General features: G+C 67.6%; 20 protein-coding genes. 14 read left to right on the plus strand and 6 right to left on the minus strand.

The annotated features are described in order from the left end of the window. Positions 1-458 precede the first annotated feature (458 nt). A complete protein-coding gene (locus VGP60_RS11170) occupies positions 459-1,103 on the plus strand; it encodes a DNA alkylation repair protein (RefSeq protein WP_327547909.1) in 645 nt (214 codons plus the stop codon). A gap of 153 nt (positions 1,104-1,256) precedes the next feature. On the opposite strand, the gene VGP60_RS11175 is transcribed toward VGP60_RS11170, so the two are convergent. Next, on the minus strand, positions 1,257-2,483 hold the full coding sequence (locus VGP60_RS11175; RefSeq protein ID WP_327547865.1) for a cytochrome P450: 1,227 nt from the start codon (positions 2,481-2,483) through the stop codon (positions 1,257-1,259). A 319-nt stretch (positions 2,484-2,802) separates the two neighbouring features. Here VGP60_RS11175 and VGP60_RS11180 point away from each other — a divergent pair, with 319 nt between their 5' ends. From VGP60_RS11180 to VGP60_RS11190, 3 genes are all read left to right on the plus strand, one after another. Then, positions 2,803-3,006: a hypothetical protein gene (locus tag VGP60_RS11180; protein ID WP_327547866.1), complete on the plus strand. Its 204-nt coding sequence runs from the start codon at positions 2,803-2,805 to the stop codon at positions 3,004-3,006. A gap of 72 nt (positions 3,007-3,078) precedes the next feature. Beyond that, positions 3,079-4,422 (plus strand): MFS transporter, encoded by a 1,344-nt coding sequence (locus VGP60_RS11185; protein WP_327547867.1) that lies wholly within the window; start codon positions 3,079-3,081, stop codon positions 4,420-4,422. A 274-nt stretch (positions 4,423-4,696) separates the two neighbouring features. Next, entirely contained in the window at positions 4,697-5,857 is a 1,161-nt protein-coding gene (locus VGP60_RS11190; protein WP_327547868.1) for an alpha/beta hydrolase, read from the plus strand. 68 nt (positions 5,858-5,925) lie between these two features. On the opposite strand, the gene VGP60_RS11195 is transcribed toward VGP60_RS11190, so the two are convergent. Next, positions 5,926-7,515, minus strand: a complete 1,590-nt coding sequence (locus VGP60_RS11195; RefSeq protein ID WP_327547869.1) for a CocE/NonD family hydrolase — start codon at positions 7,513-7,515, stop codon at positions 5,926-5,928. 137 nt (positions 7,516-7,652) lie between these two features. On the opposite strand from VGP60_RS11195, the gene VGP60_RS11200 reads away from it, so the two are divergent. The 3 genes from VGP60_RS11200 (at position 7,653) to eno (ending at position 9,972) form a co-directional block, all read left to right on the plus strand. Further along, complete coding sequence (locus tag VGP60_RS11200; RefSeq protein ID WP_327547870.1) at positions 7,653-7,880, plus strand: hypothetical protein; 228 nt, start codon at positions 7,653-7,655, stop codon at positions 7,878-7,880. A gap of 124 nt (positions 7,881-8,004) precedes the next feature. Then, positions 8,005-8,505: a MarR family winged helix-turn-helix transcriptional regulator gene (locus VGP60_RS11205; protein ID WP_327547871.1), complete on the plus strand. Its 501-nt coding sequence runs from the start codon at positions 8,005-8,007 to the stop codon at positions 8,503-8,505. Between the two features lie 183 nt (positions 8,506-8,688). After that, positions 8,689-9,972 carry a phosphopyruvate hydratase gene (eno, locus tag VGP60_RS11210; RefSeq protein ID WP_327547872.1) on the plus strand — a complete coding sequence of 428 codons (1,284 nt, stop codon included), beginning with the start codon at positions 8,689-8,691 and terminating at the stop codon, positions 9,970-9,972. Positions 9,973-10,129: 157 nt separating this feature from the next. Here the strand turns inward: eno and VGP60_RS11215 are convergent, their stop codons facing one another. The 4 genes from VGP60_RS11215 to VGP60_RS11230 all read right to left on the minus strand — a co-directional run bounded on the left by VGP60_RS11215 (position 10,130) and on the right by VGP60_RS11230 (position 14,580). Then, positions 10,130-10,957 carry an ATP-binding cassette domain-containing protein gene (locus VGP60_RS11215; RefSeq protein ID WP_327547873.1) on the minus strand — a complete coding sequence of 276 codons (828 nt, stop codon included), beginning with the start codon at positions 10,955-10,957 and terminating at the stop codon, positions 10,130-10,132. 6 nt (positions 10,958-10,963) lie between these two features. Beyond that, positions 10,964-12,019: an ABC transporter permease gene (locus VGP60_RS11220; RefSeq protein WP_327547874.1), complete on the minus strand. Its 1,056-nt coding sequence runs from the start codon at positions 12,017-12,019 to the stop codon at positions 10,964-10,966. Positions 12,020-12,065: 46 nt separating this feature from the next. Further along, on the minus strand, positions 12,066-12,908 hold the full coding sequence (locus VGP60_RS11225) for a substrate-binding domain-containing protein (protein ID WP_327547875.1): 843 nt from the start codon (positions 12,906-12,908) through the stop codon (positions 12,066-12,068). 187 nt (positions 12,909-13,095) lie between these two features. After that, complete coding sequence (locus tag VGP60_RS11230; RefSeq protein ID WP_327547876.1) at positions 13,096-14,580, minus strand: CoA-acylating methylmalonate-semialdehyde dehydrogenase; 1,485 nt, start codon at positions 14,578-14,580, stop codon at positions 13,096-13,098. A 523-nt stretch (positions 14,581-15,103) separates the two neighbouring features. On the opposite strand from VGP60_RS11230, the gene VGP60_RS11235 reads away from it, so the two are divergent. The 7 genes from VGP60_RS11235 (at position 15,104) to VGP60_RS11265 (ending at position 23,485) form a co-directional block, all read left to right on the plus strand. Continuing rightward, the gene (locus VGP60_RS11235; RefSeq protein WP_327547910.1) at positions 15,104-16,513 is read left to right on the plus strand and encodes an aldehyde dehydrogenase family protein; all 1,410 of its coding nucleotides are present in this window, start codon (positions 15,104-15,106) and stop codon (positions 16,511-16,513) included. A gap of 33 nt (positions 16,514-16,546) precedes the next feature. Further along, positions 16,547-18,418 carry a 3D-(3,5/4)-trihydroxycyclohexane-1,2-dione acylhydrolase (decyclizing) gene (gene iolD, locus VGP60_RS11240; RefSeq protein ID WP_327547877.1) on the plus strand — a complete coding sequence of 624 codons (1,872 nt, stop codon included), beginning with the start codon at positions 16,547-16,549 and terminating at the stop codon, positions 18,416-18,418. Continuing rightward, on the plus strand, positions 18,415-19,215 hold the full coding sequence (locus VGP60_RS11245) for an HpcH/HpaI aldolase family protein (RefSeq protein ID WP_327547878.1): 801 nt from the start codon (positions 18,415-18,417) through the stop codon (positions 19,213-19,215). The genes iolD and VGP60_RS11245 overlap by 4 nt, the downstream gene beginning before the upstream one ends. A gap of 73 nt (positions 19,216-19,288) precedes the next feature. Continuing rightward, positions 19,289-20,476 carry a Gfo/Idh/MocA family oxidoreductase gene (locus VGP60_RS11250; RefSeq protein ID WP_327547879.1) on the plus strand — a complete coding sequence of 396 codons (1,188 nt, stop codon included), beginning with the start codon at positions 19,289-19,291 and terminating at the stop codon, positions 20,474-20,476. After that, a complete protein-coding gene (locus VGP60_RS11255) occupies positions 20,473-21,516 on the plus strand; it encodes a LacI family DNA-binding transcriptional regulator (RefSeq protein ID WP_327547880.1) in 1,044 nt (347 codons plus the stop codon). The genes VGP60_RS11250 and VGP60_RS11255 overlap by 4 nt, the downstream gene beginning before the upstream one ends. Beyond that, complete coding sequence (locus VGP60_RS11260) at positions 21,513-22,472, plus strand: NAD(P)-dependent oxidoreductase (protein ID WP_327547881.1); 960 nt, start codon at positions 21,513-21,515, stop codon at positions 22,470-22,472. The genes VGP60_RS11255 and VGP60_RS11260 overlap by 4 nt, the downstream gene beginning before the upstream one ends. After that, positions 22,469-23,485: a Gfo/Idh/MocA family oxidoreductase gene (locus VGP60_RS11265; RefSeq protein WP_327547882.1), complete on the plus strand. Its 1,017-nt coding sequence runs from the start codon at positions 22,469-22,471 to the stop codon at positions 23,483-23,485. The genes VGP60_RS11260 and VGP60_RS11265 overlap by 4 nt, the downstream gene beginning before the upstream one ends. Positions 23,486-23,489: the final 4 nt, after the last annotated feature.

Raw genomic sequence — 23,489 nt, forward strand, 5'->3', positions numbered from 1 at the left:
AAACGACGTCGCACGCCACAGCGGATGACACAGGTCTCACCGCCGACTGGCCTTCGGACCTCCCCGTCGTGCGCCAGGACTCCGCCAACCACCCCGGTACTTTCGCCAACGGCATACTCTCCGGCCCAGTCTGATTTACGAACCCGGACGTGCCCTTCCCAATACTTTTGTAGCGCGCCTCGTTCAGGGACTCTGAGCTGGGATGTTTGTTCTTGCCAAGGAAAAATCAATTCAAGCGAGAGGCATCCACCAGCGTTGCGTGATTCTGCTTCCCGGCAAACGTAAGACGAGGTCGCCGAGTGATCAGATATTGCGGTATCTCAGAATTGCCGGCCGGCAGCCAGGACGTGGGGAACCAGGTGATCAGCAAGCGCATGGTCTGTCCATTATGTGCTTTCCCCGTAGGCTCCAACCTCACACGTGATCGACAGGAGGCTGAGGTGACGGTGGCCGAGGTGATGGCCGAACTGGCCGCGCTCGAAGACCCGAAGACACGCGAGGTGAACGAGAAACACGGTGACGATCACGGTGTGAACCTCAGCAAACTGCGCGCGCTCGCGAAGCGACTGAAAACGCAGCAGCAACTCGCGCGCCGGCTCTGGGAGACGGCTGACACCGCGGCGAGACTGCTGGCGCTCCTGATCTGCCGCCCGAAGGCGTTCGAGCGTGACGAGTTGGACGTCATGTTGCGCGAGGCGCGCACCCCCAAGGTGCACGACTGGTTCGTGAACTACGTGGTGAAGAAGAACCCGCATGTCGAAGAGCTGCGCCTGGCCTGGTCCGCCGATCCGGATCCAGTGGTCGCGAGTGCCGGCTGGGCGCTGACCACCGAACGCGTGGCCAAAAAGCCCGAGGGCCTCGACCTCGCGGGACTGCTCGACGTCATCGAGGCGGAGATGAGAGACGCCCCGGATCGCCTGCAGTGGGCGATGAACCACTGCTTGGCTCAGATCGGGATCGAGCACGCTGAGCATCGCGCCCGTGCCACCGACGTCGGTGAGCGCCTGGAGGTGCTCAAGGACTACCCGACTCCCCCGAACTGCACGTCTCCGTTCGCGCCCATCTGGATCACCGAGATGGTGCGCCGACAGCACGACCAGTAGGAAGGTTCGCCCGCGCTCGTGCCGCTACCCCGTCAGAACGCGGTGGCGGACGGCGCGCACGGTCGCCGCGAGCCGGCCGATCGTGCGCGCCGCCCACCTCCGGTCTTCGGGAAATGGGACCGGGCCGAGTCCAGTGCCTACCCGGCCGACGGTCTACCGGGCCGTTTCCGTCCAGGTGACCGGTAGTTCGTGGACGCCGTAGATGTTCATGTCGGTCTTGAGTTTCACCTCGCCGGCAGGGACGGCGAGCTCGAGGGTCGGGAAGCGGCGCAGCAGTCCCTCGAAACCGGCGCGCATCTCGATGCGGGCCAGTTGCTGGCCGAGGCATTGGTGGACGCCGTGACCGAAGGACAGGTGACCGCGGGCCTTGCGGTGGATGTCGAGGGTGTCGGGGTTGTCGAAGTGCCGGGGGTCGTGGTTGGCGGCCAGCAGCGAGACGACGACGGTCGAGCCCTTGCCGATTGTTTCGCCACCGAGTTCGATGTCCTCCGTGGCGTAGCGATAGAAGATGTCGGCGATGGACAGGTAGCGCAGGAGTTCCTCGACGGCGTTGGGCAGCAGCTCCGGGTCGGCGCGCACTTCGGCCACCTGCTCGGGGTTCTCCAGGAGCGCGAAGGTGCCCAGTGCCAGCATGTTGGCGGTGGTCTCGTGGCCCGCGAGCAGCAGCAGGAAGGCGGCGCCGGTCAGCTCCTCGATGGTGAGGTCGTCGTGGCGGGCCAGGTCGGACAGGATGTCATCGTCGGGCACGGCGCGTTTCCGCGTGACCAGTTCGGACAGGTATGTGGTCAGTGCGACGTACGCGGCGATCTTCTCGTCGAGCGACTGGTCCTTGACCAGGAACTTGGCGGAGTTGACCTGGAAGTTCTCCCGGTCGGCGTAGGGGACACCGAGCAGTTCGCAGATCACCAGCGAGGGCACCGGCAACGCGAACTCCTTGACCAGGTCGACCGGCGGGGTCAAGCGGGCCAGTTCGTCCAGTTGCCGCGCCGTGATGTCGATGATGTGCTCTTCGAGCTGCTTCATACGCTTGACGGTGAAGGCGCCGGTGAGCCTTTTCCGCAGCCGGGTCTGGTCCGGCGGGTCCATGGCGATGAACATGCCCGGTATCTGCGGGGAAGGTTCGGTGGCGACGGGCATACCGGGGGTCTCGAACGGCATGTGGATGACGTCGATGTCCAGGCGGGAGCTGAACCGGGTGTCCGCCATGAGCCGGCGGACAGCGTCGTAGCCGGTGACGAGCCAGCCCTCGTGACCGTCGGGGAAGACCATGGGACTGACCGGGCGAGCGTCGCGCAGCAGGGTGATCTGGCGGGGCGGGTCGAAGGGGCCCGCATCGCGGTCCATGGGAAGGCCGTGCGGGACGGGAACCGTCTGAGTCATCGGATTTCCTTTCGTGGCGGTTGCTACGGCCACATTCGCCGACAGACCTGACATACGACCGCCACGGCCCTGACACCGGCCTGCCGCAGACGATTTCGCCTCTGCTGCCGCCCGCGCTCGGCGAAGCCCGACCCAACGTATAACTTTGTACCTTCCCGCGCGAATTCAAACCTTTCCGCATTTACCTGAGCACTGGGTGAGCATTTGCCCATGTCCTGCGGCAGGCCGGTCATGGTCGCTTGTTGTGACCTCGATGTTTGAGCGGATCATTCTGGTCAGGATATGGTCGCACCCGCGCAGAACTCGAGGATTCACCGCAATGAGCATCAAGGAAATCCGTAATTTAGACTATACGATCCTGCTCTGCGGGAAGATGAAGGAGACGAGAGCCTTCTATAAGGACGTGATGAGCTTTCCCGTCGAAATCGACCTTGAAAACCGGGTGAGCCTGTTCTTCCGCGATCCCGAAGACAATCCGGACACCGGGAACTCTGGCGCCGGCAGCTCGCGTGACATAGCTTAGCGGTAGTCAACCAGTTAACATTCTACTGGCACCCGGCCACCGGGGCCAGTCGCGCCCGAAAGGGGCTGCCCGATGACGTCCAGTCACCCCAGCAGTGCCTCCGCCGAATCTGCCCCGGTGATCGACGACAGGCGCCGGCTACGACGTGTCATCGGCGCAAGCCTGGTCGGCACGAGCATCGAGTGGTACGACTTCTTCGTCTACGCCTCCGCGGCAGGCCTGGTGTTCGGCAAGCAGTTCTTCCCCGCACTGGACGGAACCAGCGCCCTGCTGGCCTCGTTCGCCACACTGGGCGTCAGTTTCGTCGCACGACCGATCGGCGGCGTGATCGCCGGTCACCTCGGGGACCGGTTCGGCCGGAAAGCCGTGCTGGTCGCAACCCTGCTCACGATGGGTATCGCCACCGTCGGTGTCGGCCTGCTGCCCAGCTACCAGTCGATCGGCCTGGCCGCGCCGGTGCTGCTGGTGGTTCTGCGACTGCTGCAAGGGCTCTCGGCCGGTGGCGAATGGGGCGGCGCCGCGCTCATGTCGGTCGAACACGCTCCACCGGGACGCCGCGGGCTCTTCGGCTCGTTCCCGCAGATCGGCGTCCCGATCGGCCTGCTCCTGGCGAACCTGGCTTTCTTCGCCGTGACGACCACGACGACGACAGAGCAGTTCCAATCATGGGGGTGGCGAATCCCGTTCCTGTTGTCAGTCGTCCTGATCGGCGTCGGCTTCTTTATTCGCACCAAGGTTTCCGAAAGTCCCGTGTTCGTCGAACTTCGTCAACGGCGGCGTCGCCGCTCGGCTCCACTGAAGCAATTGATGCGATCCCATCGTCGCGAACTGCTGGTGGCCATCGGCTTGTTCATCGCGAACAACATGATCGGGTACATTCTCATTGCCTTCGTCACCTCATACGGCACCCGGACACTCGGTTTACCGAGTTCCACCATGCTGATGATCGGCATGGTCGGCGCGGTCGCATGGGGCGTCTTCACCCTCTTCGCCGGCCACCTCTCCGACAGCTGGGGGCGCCGGCGCACCTACCTCGTCGGGACCCTGGCGCTGACAGCGTGGGCGTTTCCTTTCTTCCTGCTCTTCGACACCCGTTCCGTGCCGCTGATGCTGGTCGCGGTCGTCGCACTGGCCGTCGGCCTGGGCCTGACCTACGGACCGCAAGCAGCCGCGTACGCCGAACTCTTCCCGACCTCGGTCAGGTACAGCGGTGTCTCCTTCGCCTACGCGTTCGGCGCGGTCCTCGGGGGCGGGTTCGCGCCGCTGGTGGCGACCTGGCTGATCGGGATCACCGGATCCTCACTGTCGGTCTCCGCGTACATGCTGCTGACCTGTTTCGTCACACTCGCCGCCGTGCTCGCCTTCCGTGAACCATCGGCAGCCGAACGGGAAGCCATCGTGGTTTCCGTCGAATGACCAGCAGGGCACGATTTTCGCCGCAGTTAGTCGGTGATCAAGTACACCCGGGTGCCGAACTCATTGTCAGGCGCGACCGAACTGGGCCGTGCTACCGTAACTAGTAGTTAACCAGTTAATGATCAGTTTACGACGTCCCTCCGTCCGCTCGAATGAGTGAAAGCTTTCACTCCGGCGACCAAGTTTTCTGACAACCGCAGCCGGTTGACTTGTCAATGGTCAAAACGATTCCCAGCGTCCTCGACAACCCTCAGCCGAGCACAGGAGCCACTCCATGCAATCAGCCAGGATGTCCCTGATCGCGCTGGCCGCGGTGAGCGCCCTCACCGCGGCCGCGTGTTCAGACAGTTCGACCGGTGCGCCGGCCAACTCTCCCGCAACGCCGTCCACCGTTTCCGCGAGCTGCCCGGACAGTCCGATGCCCCCCACTCCCCCAGGCGCACCAGGCCAGGGTCCGGCCGGGACAGCGCCCGAGGTGACGCTGACGGTGCCCGTGGACACCAGCACCAGCACGGTCCTCAAGCCGGACCAGGCACACCAGATCCAGTGCGGGAAGACTCAGGTCGAGACCAAGAGCAACGTCGCTTACGCCTCGCCGAAGCTCGCCAACGGCCAAACGAAGCAGCTCCTGATGGACATCCAGGTGCCGCAGACCCCCGGGCCGAAACCGCTGGTCGTCTACGTCCCCGGTGGCGGGTTCGTCCAGTCCGGCAAGGAGGGCAACCTCCCGTTGCGCAGCTACGCCGCGAACGCCGGATTCGTCGTGGCGAGCGTCCAGTACCGGGTACAGCCTGACGGCGCCACCTACACCGACAGCATCGCCGACGTGAAGTCCGCCATCCGATACCTCCGGGCCCATGCGTCGACCTATCAGATCGACCCGGGCAAGGTCGGTGTCTGGGGCGACTCGGCCGGCGGCTACCTGGTGGCCATGGTCGGGGTGACCAACGGAGACAAGCAGTACGACGCCGGCGACAATCTCGACCAGAGCAGCGACGTCCAGGCTGTCGTCGACAAGTTCGGCGCTTCCGAGCTCTCACAACTCGAATCGGACTATGACCCGGCTTCCCAGCAGGCGATGGCGCCGTTGATGGCCATCGCGGCGAAGTACGTGAACGGGCCGGACAGCACCCAGTCATTGGCCGACACCCCCGCGACGGTCGCGGCGGCCAACCCCATCACCCACATCAAGCCCGGCGACCCGCCGTTCGTGATCTTCCACGGCAGCGCGGACAAGCTGATCTCGCCCAGTCAGACCCTCAAACTGCACAACGCTTTGCGAGCCGCCGGGGCGAACAGCACCCGTTACGTCGTCGAAGGCGGCGGGCACGGCGATCTGTCCTTCACCGGTGACACCAAAAGCGCCCCGCAGTGGACGACGACCGAGGTAGCCGACCCGCTGATCGACTTCCTCAACCAGAACCTGAAGAACTGAACAGAGAAGAACTTCTCATACGCTGGAAGGACGGCGAGCCGCACGTGGCCCGCCGTCCTTCCAGCTTTCTATGGGTTCCCGGTCGGGAGGTGGAGCGAGGAATCCCCGCAATCGATCAGATAGCTGACGGAATTCGGGTTGCGGTCGTATCGCGGATAAGCTCCACCGGAGATTTGAAGACGTATGCGGTGACCAGCCCGGAACCGATGAGCGCAAGGGCTGGTTTCCACGACCGCTTTTCCCGGACCGTCCAGCTTGTGGAACGTCTCGGACACATTCCAGGACCTGCCCCGGGTGTCGACATCGCATACGCGTACGAAGATGCCGCTGTCCGGGGCGGCCGGGCGCAACCCCAGCCGCAGGCGAGGGACGCCGAATACCTCCAGATTTCCGGGCAGCGGGTCCGACGTGAACGTGATCACGTCTTCGCGCTCTTCCAGCTTCCGGTTGTCACGACTGCCCGCACCCGGCGACATGTGGCGGCCACCGACCGCCGGAGTCGGGTCGCCGGGATCGTAATGGAATTCGACCAGCCCCTCATGGGGATCCTCGGCGAGACGTCCGTCAGTGTTCGGGTAGAGAGCCCATTCCGCGGTTTTGGGGGGCCAACTGGACAGACTGCGCCATTCTTCGGCACCGGTAACGTAAATCCGCACTTTCGCCTGTCGTCCTGTGCCCCTGTTTCCGAGATGACGATCGAGCCACGTGAGGGTTTCCGCGTCGGCCACCTTGGACGCCTTGACCGCGGTGTCGAGATGTGTCCACGGGCCGACCGTCAGCCCGACCTCGGGGTTGTGCCCGGACAACGCCAGATACTGTTCGATGGTCTGCTCGAGAAAGACGTCCTGCCATCCGCCGATAAGCAGCGTCGGGACACTGACGCTCTTCAAGACCGATGACGCGCCGTACGGCGCCCAGTACGGATCTCCGAGATCGTCGTGAGCCAGCCATTCGTGAAACCAAGCACCCCGGCCGCCCAGTGCGGTCGTCGCGATGTCCCCGGCGGGAGACGGTGTACTGAGTGCCGCGGCTGTCCGCTTACGTGCCGCGACCATCTCCCGAACGCCGCGAAGACCGCCAACTCCTTGAGCTTCGACCGTCGCACTCCAGCTCAGGAAGTCCGCCAACGCCAACGCTCCGCTGCCTCGCACCGCGCGGCCGAAGTCGTGCGGACCGACCATGATCACACTGGCGCACAGCTCACTGGGCGGGTCCTCGAGCAAGGCCCACTGCGCCCAGCCGAGGTAGGACCCGCCCAAGGTCGCGAGGCGTCCGTCGAACCAGGACTGTGCCCGCAGCCACGCGACCGCGTCCTGGGCGTCCGCTGCTTCCTGGACGATCGGCCGGAAGTCACCGGTGGAACCGCCGGTGCCACGAACACTCTGCACGATGACGTGGTAACCACGCCCGGCGAGCATCCGGCCGTGGAAGAGACTCACCGGCAGTCCCCTCCCATAGGGCGTCCTGATGAGCACCGTCCCGAGGGCAACACCGGTGGGCGCGTAGTGGTCGCTTACGAGAACGGCGCCGTCCCGGGTGGGTACCCGCACGCCACGGTCGACGGTGTAGCGGGTTCGTACGGGCGCCAGGCCCAAGGCCCTGCTCTGGAGAAGGTCGACAGCGCGGGCCAATCGCCCGGCGGTCCTGGGCTGGGACATGCGTTCTCCTTCGGTCACGACGCTGGTTCGGCTGCGCGGCGCGGATAAGTACGCCAGCGACGAGGGCGGCGATCACCAACGAGACCGACGCTCCCCAAAAGGCCGCGTGATACCCGGCGACTTCGTCGCCGCTACGCGTGGCCGACAGCGACAAGCTGGTCAGCAGCGCGATGCCGACCGAACCGCCGACCTGTTGTGTGGTGTTCACCGTTGCCGACGCGATGCCTGACTGCGACGGCGCCGCTCCCGCGGCGGCCGAGCTCTTCGCCGAGCCGAATACGACACCCAGCCCGAGCCCGGCCATCAGCAGTCCCGGCAGGACCGAGGTGACGTACTCGCCGTCGACGTCGATCCCGGTGAGATAGCTTCGGCGGGGTCGAGCACACCCGCGCGAGACTGGACCTGTCACCTTGTGGATACACCCGAACCTGTATCACCCACCTCGATACAGTTAAGCCGTAATGTACCCGTTGACGAAGTGAGGTGACCGTGGCCGGCAGCGAGGCGGCGACCTGGGATCAGTGGCGTGCGGTACGCCCAGATCTCGACTTGACCCCGATGACACTCTTCGGCGGCCTCAAGCACGCCAACGCCATGCTCGAATTCCTGCTCGAACCCGTGTTTGAGACTTCGGCGATCAGCTCGTCCGAGTTCGACGTGCTGTTCCACCTTCGCCACGCGCCGGAGCCCATCATCGCCCGCCGTCTCGCCCAGACCATAGGGAAGTCCGCGGCCGCCCTGAGCAAGGCGTTGACAAAGCTGGAGCGACGTGGCCTGGTGAAACGGGTGGCCAACCCCGCGGACAAGCGGAGTGCCTTGGTCACGATCAGCGATACGGGTGCCGCCGCGGTCGACGATGTCATCCCTCGCCGCCTCGTGCTCGAGGCCGAGGTCATCGACGCGCTGACCGATCGGCAGGGCTCGGACGTGGCCCGTGCTTTCCGCGTGATCGGCGGTGCGCTGGAAACCGCCGCCCGACGGCGTGGCTGAGAGCGGCACGCAACTCGGGTGGGTGGGACCTGCGGCGACAAGCCACGGCGCTCGGGCTCGCTCCCCAGCGGCGTCGCATTTGATCTTCTCATCAGTACTTGTCGCTATGCTTCGTGCGCATCCTCGAAGCGCTCACCGGCGAGCGAACCGGGATCGATGACGCCGTCCCCATCAAGGAGTGAAATGACAGCCATTGTCCGAGTCGCAGGACGGCAAATTCTGGACAGCCGCGGCAATCCCACCGTCGAGGTCGACGTCCACCTCGAGGACGGATCCCTCGGTCGCGCCGCGGTCCCGTCGGGCGCGTCGACCGGCACGAAGGAAGCGGTCGAACTTCGCGACGGCGACAAGACCCGGTTCCATGGCAAGGGCGTCCGCAAGGCCGTCGACGCCGTGAACGGTGAGATCGCCGACGCGATCAAGGGACTGCAGGCCGAGGGTCAGGCCGACATCGACCGGATCATGATCGAGCTGGACGGCACGGACAACAAGGCCAGGCTCGGCGCGAACGCGACACTGGGTGTCTCACTCGCGGTCGCCAAGGCCGCGGCCGCCGCGCACCGGGTGCCGCTCTACCGCTACGTGGGCGGCGTGTTCGCGCACCTGCTCCCGATGCCGATGATGAACATCATCAACGGCGGTGCGCACGCCGACAACGCGATCGACTTCCAGGAGTTCATGATCGCGCCGGTCGGCGCGGAGAGCTTCTCCGAAGCCGTCCGCATCGGCTCCGAGGTGTTCCACACCCTGCGCAAGTCCCTGCACGACGCCGGGCACAACACCAACGTCGGCGACGAAGGCGGTTTCGCCCCGAACCTCAGCACCGCGGACGAAGCTCTCGAATTCGTCGTCGGCGCCATCGAGCGGTCCGGCTACACCCCCGGCGAGGACGTCGCGCTACTGCTGGATCCCGCCGCGTCGGAGTTCTACGCCGACGGCGTGTACGACTACCAGGGCGAAGGCCGCAAGCGCTCGGTCGAAGAGCATGTCGCCTACCTGAGCGAACTGGTGGCGAAGTTCCCCATCGTCTCGATCGAGGACGGCATGGCGCAGGACGACATGCTGGGCTGGAAGCTGATCACCGACGGGATCGGCGACCGCTGCCAGCTCGTCGGCGACGACGTGTTCTGTACCAACGTGAAACTGCTCCAGGACGGCATCGACCAGGGAATCGCGAACTCGATCCTGGTCAAGGTCAACCAGATCGGCACCCTCACCGAAACGCTGACCACGGTGGAGACCGCGCACAAGGCCGGGTACTCGGTCGTCATGTCGCACCGCTCCGGCGAGACCGAGGACACCACGATCGCCGACCTCGCGGTGGCCACCAACTGCGGCCAGATCAAGACCGGCTCGCTGTCGAGGTCCGACCGCACCGCCAAGTACAACCAGCTCATCCGCATCGAAGAAGAACTCGGTGCCGAGGCTGTTTACGCAGGCCGTAGCTCGCTGAACTTCACTCGCTAACGCAGTTAGGCGAGAAAGCGCTTCTCCGGTTGGGTCGCGAGTGGCAACAAGTGTTCTAACACTCGTAAACACTCACGACCCCACGCGCCTGACCGGGGCGATGTCCCGAGCGGCAAGGGCTTTCCTCGCGTGCCGCGCGAGGAAAGCCCTGCCCGTCTCACCCGGTCGGGGAGACTTCCTGCAACGCACCCATTTCCGGCGCGGGCAACCGGTTGAGTTCGTGCTTGAGTGACTCCAGTTCGGCACCGCCGGCCATGTGGTGGGTGAGGTCGTCCAACGTGAGTTCCCGCCGGGTGGCGTTGAGCTCGATCTCGCCTTGCCGCAGCACGATGAAGTGGTCGCCCACCATGAACGCGTGGTGCGGGTTGTGGGTGATGAAGATGACGCCGAGGCCGGCGTCGCGGGCGGCGGCGACGTACTTGAGCACCACGCCGGACTGCTTGACGCCGAGCGCGGCGGTCGGCTCGTCGAGGATCAGCACACGCGCTCCGAAGTAGATCGCCCGTGCGATCGCTACGCACTGACGTTGTCCGCCGGAAAGGCTGCCGATGGGTGCGTCCACGTCGGGCAGTTCGATGCCCATCTTGGCCAACTCGTCGACCGTCGTCTGGCGCATTCGCTCCGTGTCCAGGCTGCGGAACGGCCAGACGCCCTCCGTCAGCTCGGACCCGAGGAAGAAGTTGCGCCAGACCGGCATCAGCGGCACCACGGCCAGGTCCTGGTACACCGTGGCGATGCCCCGGTCCAGCGCTTCGCGTGGCGACGCGAACTGCACCGGGGTGCCGTCGACCCGGTACTCGCCCTCGTCGTGGCAGTGCAGCCCGGAAATGATCTTGATCAGGGTGGACTTGCCGGCGCCGTTGTCGCCGAGCACGCAGGTGACTTCCGCGTCGCGCACCGCGATACTGACGCCGCGCAACGCCGTGATGTTGCCGTAGTTCTTGCCGATGCCGACCAGTTCCACGACGGGAGCCTTTTCAGTCATGGCCGCTCACCTCCTCGAGGTGCGCAGCCGCACCCACATGTTGAGTAGTGTCGCGATGAGCAGGGTCGCGCCGACGAAGAATTTCACCCAGTCCGGATTCCAGCCCGCGTAGACGATGCCCTGCGTGGTCGCTCCGTAGATCAGGGCGCCGATCCCGGCGCCGATCGCCGATCCGTAGCCACCGGTCAGCAGGCAACCACCGATCACCGCCGCCGCGATGAACAGCAGTTCCTGCCCGATGCCCGTGCCCGACTGGACCGAGTCGAACGCGAACAGCTGGTGCATGCCGCCGAACCAGGCCAGGAACCCGACGGCCATGAACAGCCCGATCTTGGTCTGCTTGACCGGCACGCCGACCGCCCGCGACGACTCGGCCTGGCCGCCGACGGCGAAGATCCAGTTGCCCGCCTTCGTGCGCAGCAGGATCCAGGTCGCCACCGCCACGAACAGGATCCACCAGAACACGGTGATCTTGACGGTGACTCCGCCGATCGGGATGTCGGCGGCGAAGATCTCTTTGGCCGAATCGAAGCCGTCCATGTCGGCGATGGAGTCGGAGGCGACATTCCCGGTGACGACCTTCGTCACCGCGAGGTTGAGCCCTTGCAGCATCAGGAAAGTCGCCAAAGTGATCAGGAAGCTCGGCAGCTTCGTGCGTACCACGAGGTACCCGTTGAGGAACCCGATGCCCAGCGACACCACGAGAGCGGCGACGACGCCGACCCACACGTTGACTGAGAACTGGTAGGCGACCATCGAGCCGGTCAGGGACGAACTGGTGACCGCCACCCCCGCCGACAGATCGAACTCACCGCCGATCATGAGCAGGGCGACCGCGACCGCGACGATCCCGATCGTCGAGCTCGAGTAGAGCACTGTGGACAGTGAAGCCGGCGAGCGGAACGGTGGGGCGACGGCGAGGAACAGCACGAACACCGCGATGACGCCGAGCAGCGAGCTCAGCTCGGGGCGGGAGATCACCCGGCGGGTGAAGGAGCGTGGCTGGACCTGGACGCGGCGGGTCTCCGGCGCGGCAGGCACGGGGGTGAGTGCTTGCGTCATGGGATTCTCCTAGGAGAGGGCACCGAGCCGGCGCCTGGCGAGGCGGTCATCGGGTACCGTTGCTTGCGAACTCGGCGACCGCGTCGATGTTGTCCTTCGTGATGAAGGACGGCCCGGTGAGCACCGGCTTGCCGCCACCGCTGACGTTGCCGTTGACCTTGTACAGCCACAGCGCGTCGACGGCCAGATAGCCTTCGAGGTAAGGCTGCTGGTCCACCGACCACTGCACCGAGCCGTCCTTGACCAGCTGCACGAGCGCCTTGTTCGTGTCGAACGTCGCGACCTTCGCCGAGCTGCCCGCACCGGCGACCGACTGGACCGCGAGCTGCGCGATCGGCGCACCGAGCGTGGCGACGAAGTCGAGGCTCGGGTCCTGCTGGAGCTTGGCCTGGATGGTGCTCTGCACCGCCGACGGATCGGCGCCGTTGACGTAGAGCAGCTCACTCTGCCCCTTGAACGCCTGCTTCAGCCCGGCACACCGGGCCTCCAGCGCGACCTGGCCCTGCTCCTGGATCACGCACAGCGCGTGCTTGGCCCCGACGTCGTTGAGCCGGTTGCCGAACGCCTGCCCGGCCAGCGACTCGTCCTGTCCGAAGAAAGCCAATACGCCGAGCCGCTGCCAGTCGTCCAGCCCGGAGTTGAAGGCCACGACAGGGATTCCGGCTGCCTTCGCCTTCGCCACGGCGCCGGCCATCGCGTCCGGATGGGCCAGGTCGACCACGATGCCGTCGACCTTCTGGTCGATCGCGTTCTGCATCAGGGTCGCCTGCTTGGGGCCGTCGGGGTCATTGGAGTAGACGAACTCCATGTTGTCCTTGGCGGCGGCGGCCTGGGCGCCTTTCTGCACGATGTCCCAGAATGTGTCGCCCGGGGTCGCATGGGTGATCATCGCGACCTTCATCCGCGGCGTGTTCGCGACCCCCGCGGCGGCGGCCGCACCGGATTGCTCCTGTTGTTTCCCGCCGGAGCTACTACAGCCTGCGACTATCACAGCAGAGGCCGCGAGCACGGCAAAGAATGGGACAGCACGATTTCTTTTCATTTCGTACACCTCTTTGTGCGGGGAAAGTTGATTTTCAGTTTGCTGTCGGGAAATTGAAGGCGGCCTCGGTGTGGGGCCAGCGGGTGGTGACGACCTTGGCGCGGGTGTAGAAACGGATACCTTCGGGACCGTGGATGGGGCTGTCGCCGATGAGCGAGTCCTTCCAGCCGCCGAAGGAGTAGTAGGACATCGGCACGGGGATCGGCACGTTGACGCCGATCATGCCGACCTTGACCTCACGCTGGAACCTGCGTGCGGCCTCGCCACTGGCGGTGAAGATCGCGGTGCCGTTGCCGTACGGATTGGCGTTGATGATCTCGATCGCCTCGTCCACGCTCCCGGCGCGGACGATCGCCAGCACCGGGCCGAAGATCTCCTCCTGGTAGGCCTGCATGTCCGGCGTGACGCGGTCCAGCAGGGAAGGTCCGACGAAGAAGCCGTCTTCGTGGCCGGCCACGGTCAGCCCGCGACCGTCGACCACCACCGACGCGCCTTGCTCGGCGCCGCGGGCGACGGCGTTGACCACGCGCTCGCGGGCGGCCTGGGTGACGACCGGGCCCATGTCGCTGGCCGGGTCGGTGCCGGGCCCGACCTTGACCTCGCGGGCCTTGCGCCCGAGGATCTCGACCAGCTTGTCACCGGCCGGTCCGACGGCGACCCCGACCGAGATCGCCATGCACCGCTGCCCGGCCGAGCCGAACGCGGCGGCGGTGAGGTGGCCGGCGGCGTACTCCAGATCGGCGTCCGGCAGCACGACCGCGTGGTTCTTCGCACCACCGAGGGCCTGGACGCGTTTGCCGGCCGCGGTACCGCGCTCGTGCACGTACTTCGCGATGGGGGTCGAGCCGACGAACGACACCGCGGCGATGTCCGGATGGTCGAGGATCGCGTCGACCGCGACCTTGTCGCCGTTGACGACGTTGAACACGCCCTCGGGCAGCCCTGCCTCGGCGTACAGCTCGGCGTACAGCGCCGACACGGACGGATCGCGCTCGCTCGGCTTGAGGATGAAGGTGTTGCCGGTGGCGATCGCCATCGGGTGCATCCACGAAGGAACCATGATCGGGAAGTTGAACGGCGTGATCCCGGCGACCACCCCGAGCGGCTGCCGGAAGTTGTGCACGTCGACGTCGCGGGAGACCTGGTCGGAGAAGCTGCCCTTGAGTGCGTCGGCGATGCCGCAGGCGTACTCGACGACCTCACGGCCGCGCACGATCTCGCCGCGGGCGTCGTCGACGACCTTGCCGTGCTCGCCGGAGATGATGCGGGCCAGCTCGTCCTCGTGCTTCACCAGCAACTCGCGGAAGGCGAACATGACCTTGGCCCGCCGCGACAGCGACGAGTTGCCCCACGATTCGAAGGCCTTGCTCGCGGCCGCCACGGCGGTGTCCACATCGGACGCCTCCGCGAGCAGAACCGCTGCCCGTTGCCGTCCGGTGGCCGGGTCGTAGACCGGCGCCGTACGGGTCGAACCCGCCGCGGTGGCGGTGCCGTTGATCCAGTGTTCGATGGTGTGCATGTAACCGGGATCCCTGGAGGTCGGTCCCCTACTGACGAAGGGGCGCTGGCGGACGTGCTCGTCTGCCGCTGCCGATCTCGTCGTGCACCAAAACTCCCGGTCAGGTGCGCTCTAAAGCGCCCTGCCAGAGGTGAAGCACCGGCACCCATGGGTGCGCTGCCGGTCAACCCCGCAACTTGGGAACGAGACCCTGCACCCTCATTGCCGGCCTTGTCAACCCCCGCGCAAAGAACCCGCAGGTAAACGGCCTGTTTCCGGCGTTTTACAGCCGAGGTGTTGACAGATTCGGGTGACGCAGCGCACGCTTGGAGCGTTCCAAACAGCCGCCAGGGTCTGCCCGGCTCATCCGGCCGGACCCCTTGATCGCCGTCATCACCGTCGGAGCACCGCGGTTCCCCGCAACGGAATTCCCGGTTCGCGACCACCAGATCGGAAATGCAATGCCGCATCCCTCACCTGCGATTTTGGAGCGTTCCAAAGCCGTTTCCCCACCACCTTCCCGGTGGGGAGGTCAGCCGTGAAGATGTTCGTCGCCGGCGAGTGGACCGCCGGAAGCGCCCAGGAAGAGATCCGGAACCCCTTCACGGACGAGGCCGTCGACACCGTCCCGATCGCCACCGCCGACGACGCCCGCCGGGCACTCGACACCGCGGTGGCCGGCGCCCGGATCCAGCGGGAGACCACCGCCTACGACCGGCAAGCCGTGCTGCTCAAGGCCGCGGCCCTCGCCGACGAGCGCATCGAACTGCTGGCCGCGACGATCAGTGCGGAGTCCGGCAAGACGCTGGCCGAAGCGACTGGCGAAGCGTCGCGGGCCGGCGAAATCCTTCGCCTGTCGGCATTCGAAGGCACCCAGCTCTACGGCCACTCGCTGCCGCTGGACGCGCACAAGGGTGCCGGGCGATCGAAGCTGGGCTTCACGCTGCGGCAGCCGTGTGGCGTCGTCGTGGCGATCACGCCGTTCAATTTCCCGTTGCTGCTCGTGCTGCACAAGATCGGACCGGCGTTGGCGGCGGGAAACGCAGTCGTGCTGAAACCGGCCCGGACCACCCCATTGACCGCGCTGATGCTGGCCGATCTCCTGCTCGAAGCCGGGCTCCCGCCGCAGGCACTCTCGGTCCTGCCTGGTCCGGGCAGTGAACTGGGCGACGTGCTGTGTTCGGACCCTAGGGTGCGCAAGATCAGCTTCACCGGCAGCACCGCGGTCGGCGAACACATCACGCGCGTCGCCGGGGTGAAGAAGCTGTCCCTCGAGCTGGGCGCGAGCTGCCCAGTGGTCGTGCTGCCCGACGCCGACCTCGAACTCGCGGCGAACTCGGTCGCGATCGGCGGCTACGGCAATGCCGGCCAGGTCTGCATCTCCGTGCAGCGGGTCATCGTCGACCGGTCCATCGCCGGTGACTTCCTCGACGCGCTCACGGAACGGGTCGCCGCGATCCGCACCGGCGACCCGTTCGACGACGCGACGACGATGGGCCCGCTGATCACCACCCGGGAAGCCGACCGCGTGCACGCCGCCATCCAGCAGGCGGCCGTGGACGGCGCCAAGATCTGGTACGGCGGGGATCGCGACGGTGCCGTGGTGCAGCCGGCGATCGTGACGGACGTCCATCCGGATTCGGCGTTCAGTCAGGACGAACTGTTCGGGCCCGCGGTCGCCGTGACCACCGCCGATTCCGTCGATGACGCACTGGCGATCGCCAACAACAGCCGGTACGGGCTCGGCGCGGGCATCTTCACCCGGGACGTCTCGAACGCCGTCCGCTTCGCGCGCGACGCCGAGGCCGGGAACGTGCACGTCAACTGGTCACCCCTGTGGCGCGCGGACCTGATGCCCTACGGCGGCTTCAAGGGCAGCGGCTTCGGCAAGGAAGGGCCCCGCGCCGCGGTGGCCGAGATGACCGAAGAGAAGACGGTCGTGCTGCACGGCTAGCAACGCGCAAGAGACTTCGAAGAAAGAGGGAGCATGGGCACCGTACGTGTGACCGCCGCGCAGGCGGTCGTGCTGTACCTGGGCAAGCAGTACAGCGTCAGTGACGGCGAACGCCGCCGTCTGGTGCCGGGGATGCTGGGCATCTTCGGCCACGGCAACGTCGCCGGGATGGGCCAGGCGCTCGACGAGTACTCCGGCGAGCTGACCTACTACCAGGGCCGCAACGAACAATCGATGGTCCACCTCGCGGTCGGATACGCCAAGGCCAGCCGGCGGAAGTCGACGCTCGCGGTGACCGCGTCGATCGGGCCGGGCTCGACCAACATGGTCACCGGCGCGGCGCTGGCCACGATCAACCGGCTACCGGTGCTGCTGTTCCCCAGCGACACCTACGCCACCCGGCGCCAGGGTGTGGTGCTGCAGCAGCTGGAGGACCCGGCCGCGGCCGACGTCACCGTGAACGACACGTTCCGGCCGGTCTCCCGGTTCTTCGACCGCATCACCCGGCCCGAACAACTACTGACCGCGCTACCCGCGGCCATGCGAGTGCTGACCAGCCCGGCGGAAACCGGCGCGGTCGTGATCTCCCTGCCCCAGGACGTCCAGTCGATGGCCTACGACTTCCCCGAGGAGTTCTTCGCCGAGAAGGACTGGCTCATCCGCCGGCGCAGCCCCCACCCGGACGAAGTGGCGGAGGTCGCGCGACTGCTCGCCGCGGCGAAGCGGCCCTTGGTGATCGCCGGCGGCGGCATTCACTACTCGGAAGCCACCGCCGAACTCGAGGCTCTGGCCGAGGAGTTCGGCCTGCCGGTCGTGGAAACCTTCGGTGGCAAGGGCGCGGTCCAGGCCCGCGAGTGGTGGCAGGTCGGCGGACTGGGCCTGGAAGGCAACCCGGCCTCCAACACGCTTGCCGCCGAAGCGGATCTCATCGTCCACATCGGAACCCGGCTGACCGACTTCGCGACTGGCTCGCAGTCGTTGTTCGCCGGCCCCGAGGTCCGGTTCGCCTCGATCAACGTCACCGAGCAGGACGCGGTCAAGCAAGGTGCGGCCGCGATCGTCGCCGACGCGAAGCTGGCCTTGCGGGCTCTGGCCGAGGCCGCCCGCGACGCCGGTGTCGAGCCGCGCGCCGACTGGGCCGAGCGGGCGCGGACGCTCGGCGCCGAGTGGGCACCCCGCCGGGCCGGGGCACTGGCCGGTACGTCGAGCAGCCCGATGACACAGGGGCAGCTGATCGGTGTGCTCCAAGAGGAAGCGCGCTCCGGGGACACCGTCGTGGCCGCCGCCGGCGGACCACCCGGCGACCTGCTCAAGGTGTGGGACGCGACGGACGGCCGCGGCTGCCACCTGGAGTTCGGCTTCTCGTGCATGGGCTATGAACTGCCGGCGAGCATCGGCGTGCGGCTCGCCCAGCCGGACGGCGAGGTGGTCACCTTCATCGGCGACGGCACGTTCCTGATGCAACCCACCGAGCTGGCGACCGCGGTCCAGGAAGGCCTGAAGATCACCGTGGTGATCTCGGAGAACCACGGGTTCCAGGTGATCCGGCGGCTCCAGATGACCGCCAGCGGCAACGACTTCGGCAACGAGTTCCGCCGCCGCGACGGCCACCCCGGCGCGTTGACCGGCGGATACGTGGACCTCGACCTGGCGGCGATCGCCCGCGGGCTCGGCGCCGCCGCCTTCACCGCCGCGACACCCGAAGAGGTGCGGACCGCGCTGCACAAGGCCCGCGAGCACACCGGCCCGGCCGTCATCGTGGTGGAGACCGCGCCCCAGGAGAACCTGCCACCCGGCGGGGTGTGGTGGGACGTGGCTCCGGCCGAGGTGTCCCGAGACCCCGCGGTGCAGGAGAAGCGCCGCGAGTACGAGTCCGCGAAGACAGCACAGAGGTGGTACGCATGAACCGGCGTCAGCTGGTGGACCTGATGGCGGCCGGACGGCCGGCGCTGGGCACCTTCGTCAACCTGGGCTCGCCGCTGGCCGCCGAGGCCTGCGCGCTCGGCGGCGCCGCCTGGCTGCTGATCGACCTCGAACACGGCGGCACCGGCGAAGACGCCCTGCTCCCCCAAATCCTCGCCGCGGAAGCCCGGGGAGTCGCCGCGCTCGTGCGCGTCGAAACCGCCGACCGGATCCGGGCCGGCCGGGTACTCGACCTCGGCGTCCGCGGGGTCATGTTCCCGCGCATCGACACCGCCGAGCAGGCCGCCGAGGCGATCGCGCATCTGCGCTATCCACCCGAAGGCGACCGCGGTGTGGCCACCTACAACCGGGCGTGCGGGTTCGGGCTCGACACCGGCGCGCTCGACCGGGCGAACGACGAGATCCTCGGCATCATCCAGATCGAGAGCCCTGAGGCGGTCACCAACGCGGCGGCCATCGCCGCGGTCCCCGGGGTCGACGTCCTGTTCGTCGGACCCCGCGACCTCAGCCACGCGATGGGGATCCCCGGGCAGGTCCGCCACCCCGACTTCTTGGACGCACTCGGCCAGGTGCTCGACGCCGCCAGGGGCGCCGGCATCGCGGCCGGCACCCTGGCCGCCACCCCCGCGAGCGCGGCCGGATACGTCACGGACGGGTTCACTTTCGTCGGCGTAGGTTCGGATTCCAGCATCCTCGCCGGGGCGGTGGCCGACGCCATCCGCACCATCATCGACACAGCCGCGGACAACGCGACGAGGCGACAGAAGGAGATCGTGTGAGCGAGCCCGCGAGCGAACCATCAGACACAGCAGCACCGCGAACGCGGCGGACGAGCGTCAGCGAGGAGGGCTCGTGAGCACCACCGAACTTGGGATCGGTTTGATCAGCGTCGGCTGGATGGGCAAGCTGCACTCGAGGTCCTACGACCGGGTGAACTACCACTATCCCGAGCTGGGACTACGACCTCGCTTGATCATCGCCGCCGACGTGCTGGCCGAACAGCAGGAATTCGCGCGTGCCGCACTGGGTTACGCGCAGGCCACCGACGACTGGCGCGACGTCGTCGCGCACCCCGACGTCCAGGCCATCAGCATCACCGCGCCCAATTACCTGCACCGGGAGATCGCCTCCGCCGTTGCCGCCGCGGGAAAGCACTTCTGGATCGAGAAGCCGGTCGGCCGCACCATCGAAGACGCCATCGCGGTCGCCGACGCCGCCGAGGCGGCCGGGATCCGCACCGCGGTCGGGTTCAACTACCGGCATGCCCCCTCGGTCTCGCACGCCCGCGAGCTGATCACCTCCGGCCGGCTGGGCCGGATCACCCACGTCCGCGGCCGGTTCCTCAACGACTACGCCGCCGAACCCAACGGCGCCCTGTCCTGGCGCTTCCAACGGGACCGGGCGGGCCTTGGCGTGCTGGGCGACCTGATGACGCACGCGGTAGACCTGCTGCAGTCCCTCCTGGGGCCGATCACCGAGGTGAGCGCGCTGACGTCGATCATGATCCCGGAACGCCCGCTGCCCGGCGACGGCCCCAGTACGCATTTCGCGGTGATCGAGGGCGGGCCGACGGCGCCGGTGGACAACGAGGACTACGCCGCCGGGCTGCTGCGGTTCGCCGACGGACCGGTCGGCACCGTCGAAGCCAGCCGCGTGACGGTCGGGCCACGGTGCCAGATCGGGTTCGAGATCTACGGCACCGAGGGCTCGGTCGCCTGGAACTTCGAGCGCATGAACGAACTGGAGGTCTGCCTCGGCCGCGGCGGCCCCGACCACGGCTACCGCACGGTCCTGGCCGGACCGGGCCACGGCGACTACGGCCGCTTCCAGCCGGGGCCGGCGATTTCGATGAGCTACGACGACCTGAAGGTGGTCGAAGCCGCGCTGTTCCTGCGTTCCATCGAAACCGGCGAGCAGGTGGCGCCGGGCGTGGCCGACGCGCTGACCGCGTCTCATGTCGTCGACACGATGGCGCGCTCGGCGGAGAACGGCGGCTGGCTCAAGGTTCCCGCGACGGTCCCCGCCGGGGCGGTGCGATGAGCGAGCAGGAGGGTCGCCGGCCCACCATCAACGACGTCGCCCGGCGCGCCAGGGTTTCCAAGTCGCTCGTGTCCCTGGTGATGCGCGGGGCTCCGCAGGTCAGCGACGGCCGCCGGGAGGCAGTGCTGCAGGCAGCGCAAGAACTGGGCTACCGGCCGAACACGGTGGCGCGCAGCCTGGTCGAGGGACGCACCCGGACAATCGGCGTCGTCGTGTCCGACCTGCGCAACCCCTGGTACGTCGACATCCTCGACGGCTTTCGCCGGGTGCTGAAGGCCAATGGTCTCCGGGTGCTCATCGGCGGCGGCCAGCTCGACAACAAGGTGGACCCGGGCGTCGCCGAGGCGTTCATCGATCTGCGGGTCGAAGGACTGTGCGTCGTCGGCACGCTGCCCTACGACGAAGCGCTGGCCGAGGCGATGAAGTCCGTGCCCGCCGTGGTCGCCAGCAGCCACAGCTACGAACTCCCGTATGCCGACAGCGTGGTCAACGACGACGAGGACGGCAGCCGCAAGGCGACCACGCACCTGATCGACCTGGGACATCAGCGGATCGCCCACATCGGTGGTGGCCCGGACGGCGTCGCCGAGGCGCGGCGGCGTGGCTACGAGGGCGCGATGCGCGCGCACGGGCTCGCGCAGTACATCCAGGTGGAGTTCTGCGACTACGACGAACCGTCCGGCCACGCCGCCGCGGCGCGGCTGCTGGGCGGCGACCGTCCGACGGCGATCGTCGCGCTCAACGACCTCGCCGGTGTCGGCGCGCTCTCCGCGGCCGACGATGCCGGCCTGTCCGTGCCCACGGACCTGTCCATCGTCGGCTACGACAACACCACGCTCGCCGCGGTCAGCCACCTCTCACTGTCCTCAGTGGACCCGCGGAGCGAGGAGATCGGTGAGCTGGCGGCCACCCGCATCCTCGCCCGGCTCAACGGCGGAGAATCCGCCGGGGAAAACGGAATTCGTGACCTGATCGCGCCGACCCTGGTCGTCCGTCGTTCCACCACCAAACCCCACGCACAGAAGGACACCCAGCCATGACCGGGTCCGTCATCATGGCCATGGGGCCCGTGGACGAACTCGTCGCCGAGCAGCTCTCGCCGTTCGGTGAGCTCGTCACCGCGGAATCCGCGGCCGACCAGCGTGCCCTGCTGCCGGACACGATCGGGCTCATCGCCCGCGCGACCAGCCAGGTGGACCGTGCGCTGCTCGACGCCGCGCCGAACCTGCGGGTGATCGGCCGCACCGGCGTCGGCGTTGATCGTGTGGACCTCGACGCGGCCAGCACCCGGTCGGTGCCGGTCGTCGTCACCCCGACCGCCGGCACCCGGGCGGTCGCCGAAGGCACCCTGGCCCTCGCCCTGCACCTGCTCAAGAAGCTCGGCCGGCACACCACACTGGTCCGCGAGGGCAAGTGGGCCCAGCGGAACCGGCTCACGGCGTACGACCTCGACGGCGCCACCGTCGGGCTCGTCGGCTACGGCCGGATCGGGCGGCGCGTGGCCGAACTGGCTCGCTGCTTCGGCGCCGACGTGCTCGTCTGCGATCCGCACCTCGACGCGGGGCAAGCGGACGGGATCACCGTGACCGACCTGCCCCGGCTGCTGGAGGCCGCGGACGTGCTCAGCCTGCACGCGCCGCTGACCCCCGAGACCCGGCACCTCCTCGGCGCGGCCGAGCTGCGGCAGGTCAAGCCGGGTGCCGTCCTGGTCAACTGTGCCCGGGGTGGCCTGCTCGACCTCGACGCGGCGCACGCCGCGCTGCTGGACGGCCGCCTCGCCGGTGTCGGCCTCGACGTCTACGACCCCGAGCCACCCGCCGACCACCCGCTGTTCCACCACCCGGACGTCGTGCTGACCCCGCACATCATGGGGATCTCCGCCCGGGCATGGCATCGCACCTGCGTCGAGATGGCCACCGGCATGGCCGCGGTCCTCGGCGGCGGCCATGCCGAACACGTCGCCAATCCCGAGGTGTACCAGGAAGTGCGGACATGACGCTGCGAGTGGGCGTGATCGGCACGGGCACGATGGGGTCGGCCCACGTCCGGACCCTGCACACCGAGATCAGCGACGCGACCGTGGTGGCGGTGTCCGACGCCGACCTGGACCGCGCCAACGCGGTCGCGGGCGAATGTGCCGGGACACGCGTGTTCCCGGCCGCGGAAGACCTCATCGCGGCGGCCGATGTGGACGCCGTCGTGATCGCCGCGCCCGACGAGGCCCACGAACCCCTCGTGCTGGCCTGCCTCGACGCCGGGAAACCGGTCCTGTGCGAGAAACCCCTCGCCGCGACGGTTGCGGGCTGTCTGCGCATCGTCGAGCGCGAGGTCGCTCTGGGCCGTCGCCTGGTGCAGGTCGGCTACATGCGCCGCTTCGACCCGGCCTACGTCGAGCTGAAGCGGACGCTGCGGGACGGCCGCGTCGGTGCGCCGCTCATGCTGCACTGCGCGCACCGCAACGCCGTGGCCATGCCGTGGTTCACCCCGGAAATGCCGATCCTGAACTCGGCCGTCCACGAATTCGACGTCATCCGCTGGCTGCTGTCGGCCGACATCGCCCAGGTGTCGGTGTTCACCCCGCGCAGCAGCAGCCTGGCCGCGGCCGGGCTGAGCGACCCGCGCCTGCTGGTCGTGGAGACCAGCAGCGGAGTACTCGCGGACATCGAAATCTTCGTCAACGCGCAGTACGGCTACGACGTCCGCTGCGAACTGGTCGGGGAAACGAGTACCGCCGGCCTCACGCCGACGCCGGTTTTCCGCGACTTCCGGGCGCGGTTCGCCGACGCCTATCGACGGCAACTGCAGTCCTGGGTCACCGCAGCCGGCACCAACGGTGCCTGCGGGGCCGGCGCTTGGGACGGCTATGCCGCGGGCGTCGCCGCAGAGACCTGCTTGCAGGCGGCCGAGGAGCGGCGGACCGTCGCCGTGACCATGCCGAAGCGGCCTGCCCTCTACGAGTCCCCCACGGAGGAACAATGCGTTATCACCCCCTCGGTAACACCGATCTGAAGGT

Source organism: Amycolatopsis sp. (assembly GCF_036008905.1).
Classification (GTDB): domain Bacteria; phylum Actinomycetota; class Actinomycetes; order Mycobacteriales; family Pseudonocardiaceae; genus Amycolatopsis.

Coding starts and splice junctions, on each gene's coding strand:
- VGP60_RS11170 (WP_327547909.1), top strand. CDS start 459: ATGGCCGAACTGGCCGCGCTCGAAGACCCGAAGACACGCGAGGTGAAC.
- VGP60_RS11175 (WP_327547865.1), bottom strand. CDS start 2,483: ATGACTCAGACGGTTCCCGTCCCGCACGGCCTTCCCATGGACCGCGAT.
- VGP60_RS11180 (WP_327547866.1), top strand. CDS start 2,803: ATGAGCATCAAGGAAATCCGTAATTTAGACTATACGATCCTGCTCTGC.
- VGP60_RS11185 (WP_327547867.1), top strand. CDS start 3,079: ATGACGTCCAGTCACCCCAGCAGTGCCTCCGCCGAATCTGCCCCGGTG.
- VGP60_RS11190 (WP_327547868.1), top strand. CDS start 4,697: ATGCAATCAGCCAGGATGTCCCTGATCGCGCTGGCCGCGGTGAGCGCC.
- VGP60_RS11195 (WP_327547869.1), bottom strand. CDS start 7,515: ATGTCCCAGCCCAGGACCGCCGGGCGATTGGCCCGCGCTGTCGACCTT.
- eno (WP_327547872.1), top strand. CDS start 8,689: ATGACAGCCATTGTCCGAGTCGCAGGACGGCAAATTCTGGACAGCCGC.
- VGP60_RS11215 (WP_327547873.1), bottom strand. CDS start 10,957: ATGACTGAAAAGGCTCCCGTCGTGGAACTGGTCGGCATCGGCAAGAAC.
- VGP60_RS11220 (WP_327547874.1), bottom strand. CDS start 12,019: ATGACGCAAGCACTCACCCCCGTGCCTGCCGCGCCGGAGACCCGCCGC.
- VGP60_RS11225 (WP_327547875.1), bottom strand. CDS start 12,908: ATGATCACCCATGCGACCCCGGGCGACACATTCTGGGACATCGTGCAG.
- VGP60_RS11230 (WP_327547876.1), bottom strand. CDS start 14,580: ATGCACACCATCGAACACTGGATCAACGGCACCGCCACCGCGGCGGGT.
- VGP60_RS11235 (WP_327547910.1), top strand. CDS start 15,104: ATGTTCGTCGCCGGCGAGTGGACCGCCGGAAGCGCCCAGGAAGAGATC.
- iolD (WP_327547877.1), top strand. CDS start 16,547: ATGGGCACCGTACGTGTGACCGCCGCGCAGGCGGTCGTGCTGTACCTG.
- VGP60_RS11245 (WP_327547878.1), top strand. CDS start 18,415: ATGAACCGGCGTCAGCTGGTGGACCTGATGGCGGCCGGACGGCCGGCG.
- VGP60_RS11255 (WP_327547880.1), top strand. CDS start 20,473: ATGAGCGAGCAGGAGGGTCGCCGGCCCACCATCAACGACGTCGCCCGG.
- VGP60_RS11260 (WP_327547881.1), top strand. CDS start 21,513: ATGACCGGGTCCGTCATCATGGCCATGGGGCCCGTGGACGAACTCGTC.
- VGP60_RS11265 (WP_327547882.1), top strand. CDS start 22,469: ATGACGCTGCGAGTGGGCGTGATCGGCACGGGCACGATGGGGTCGGCC.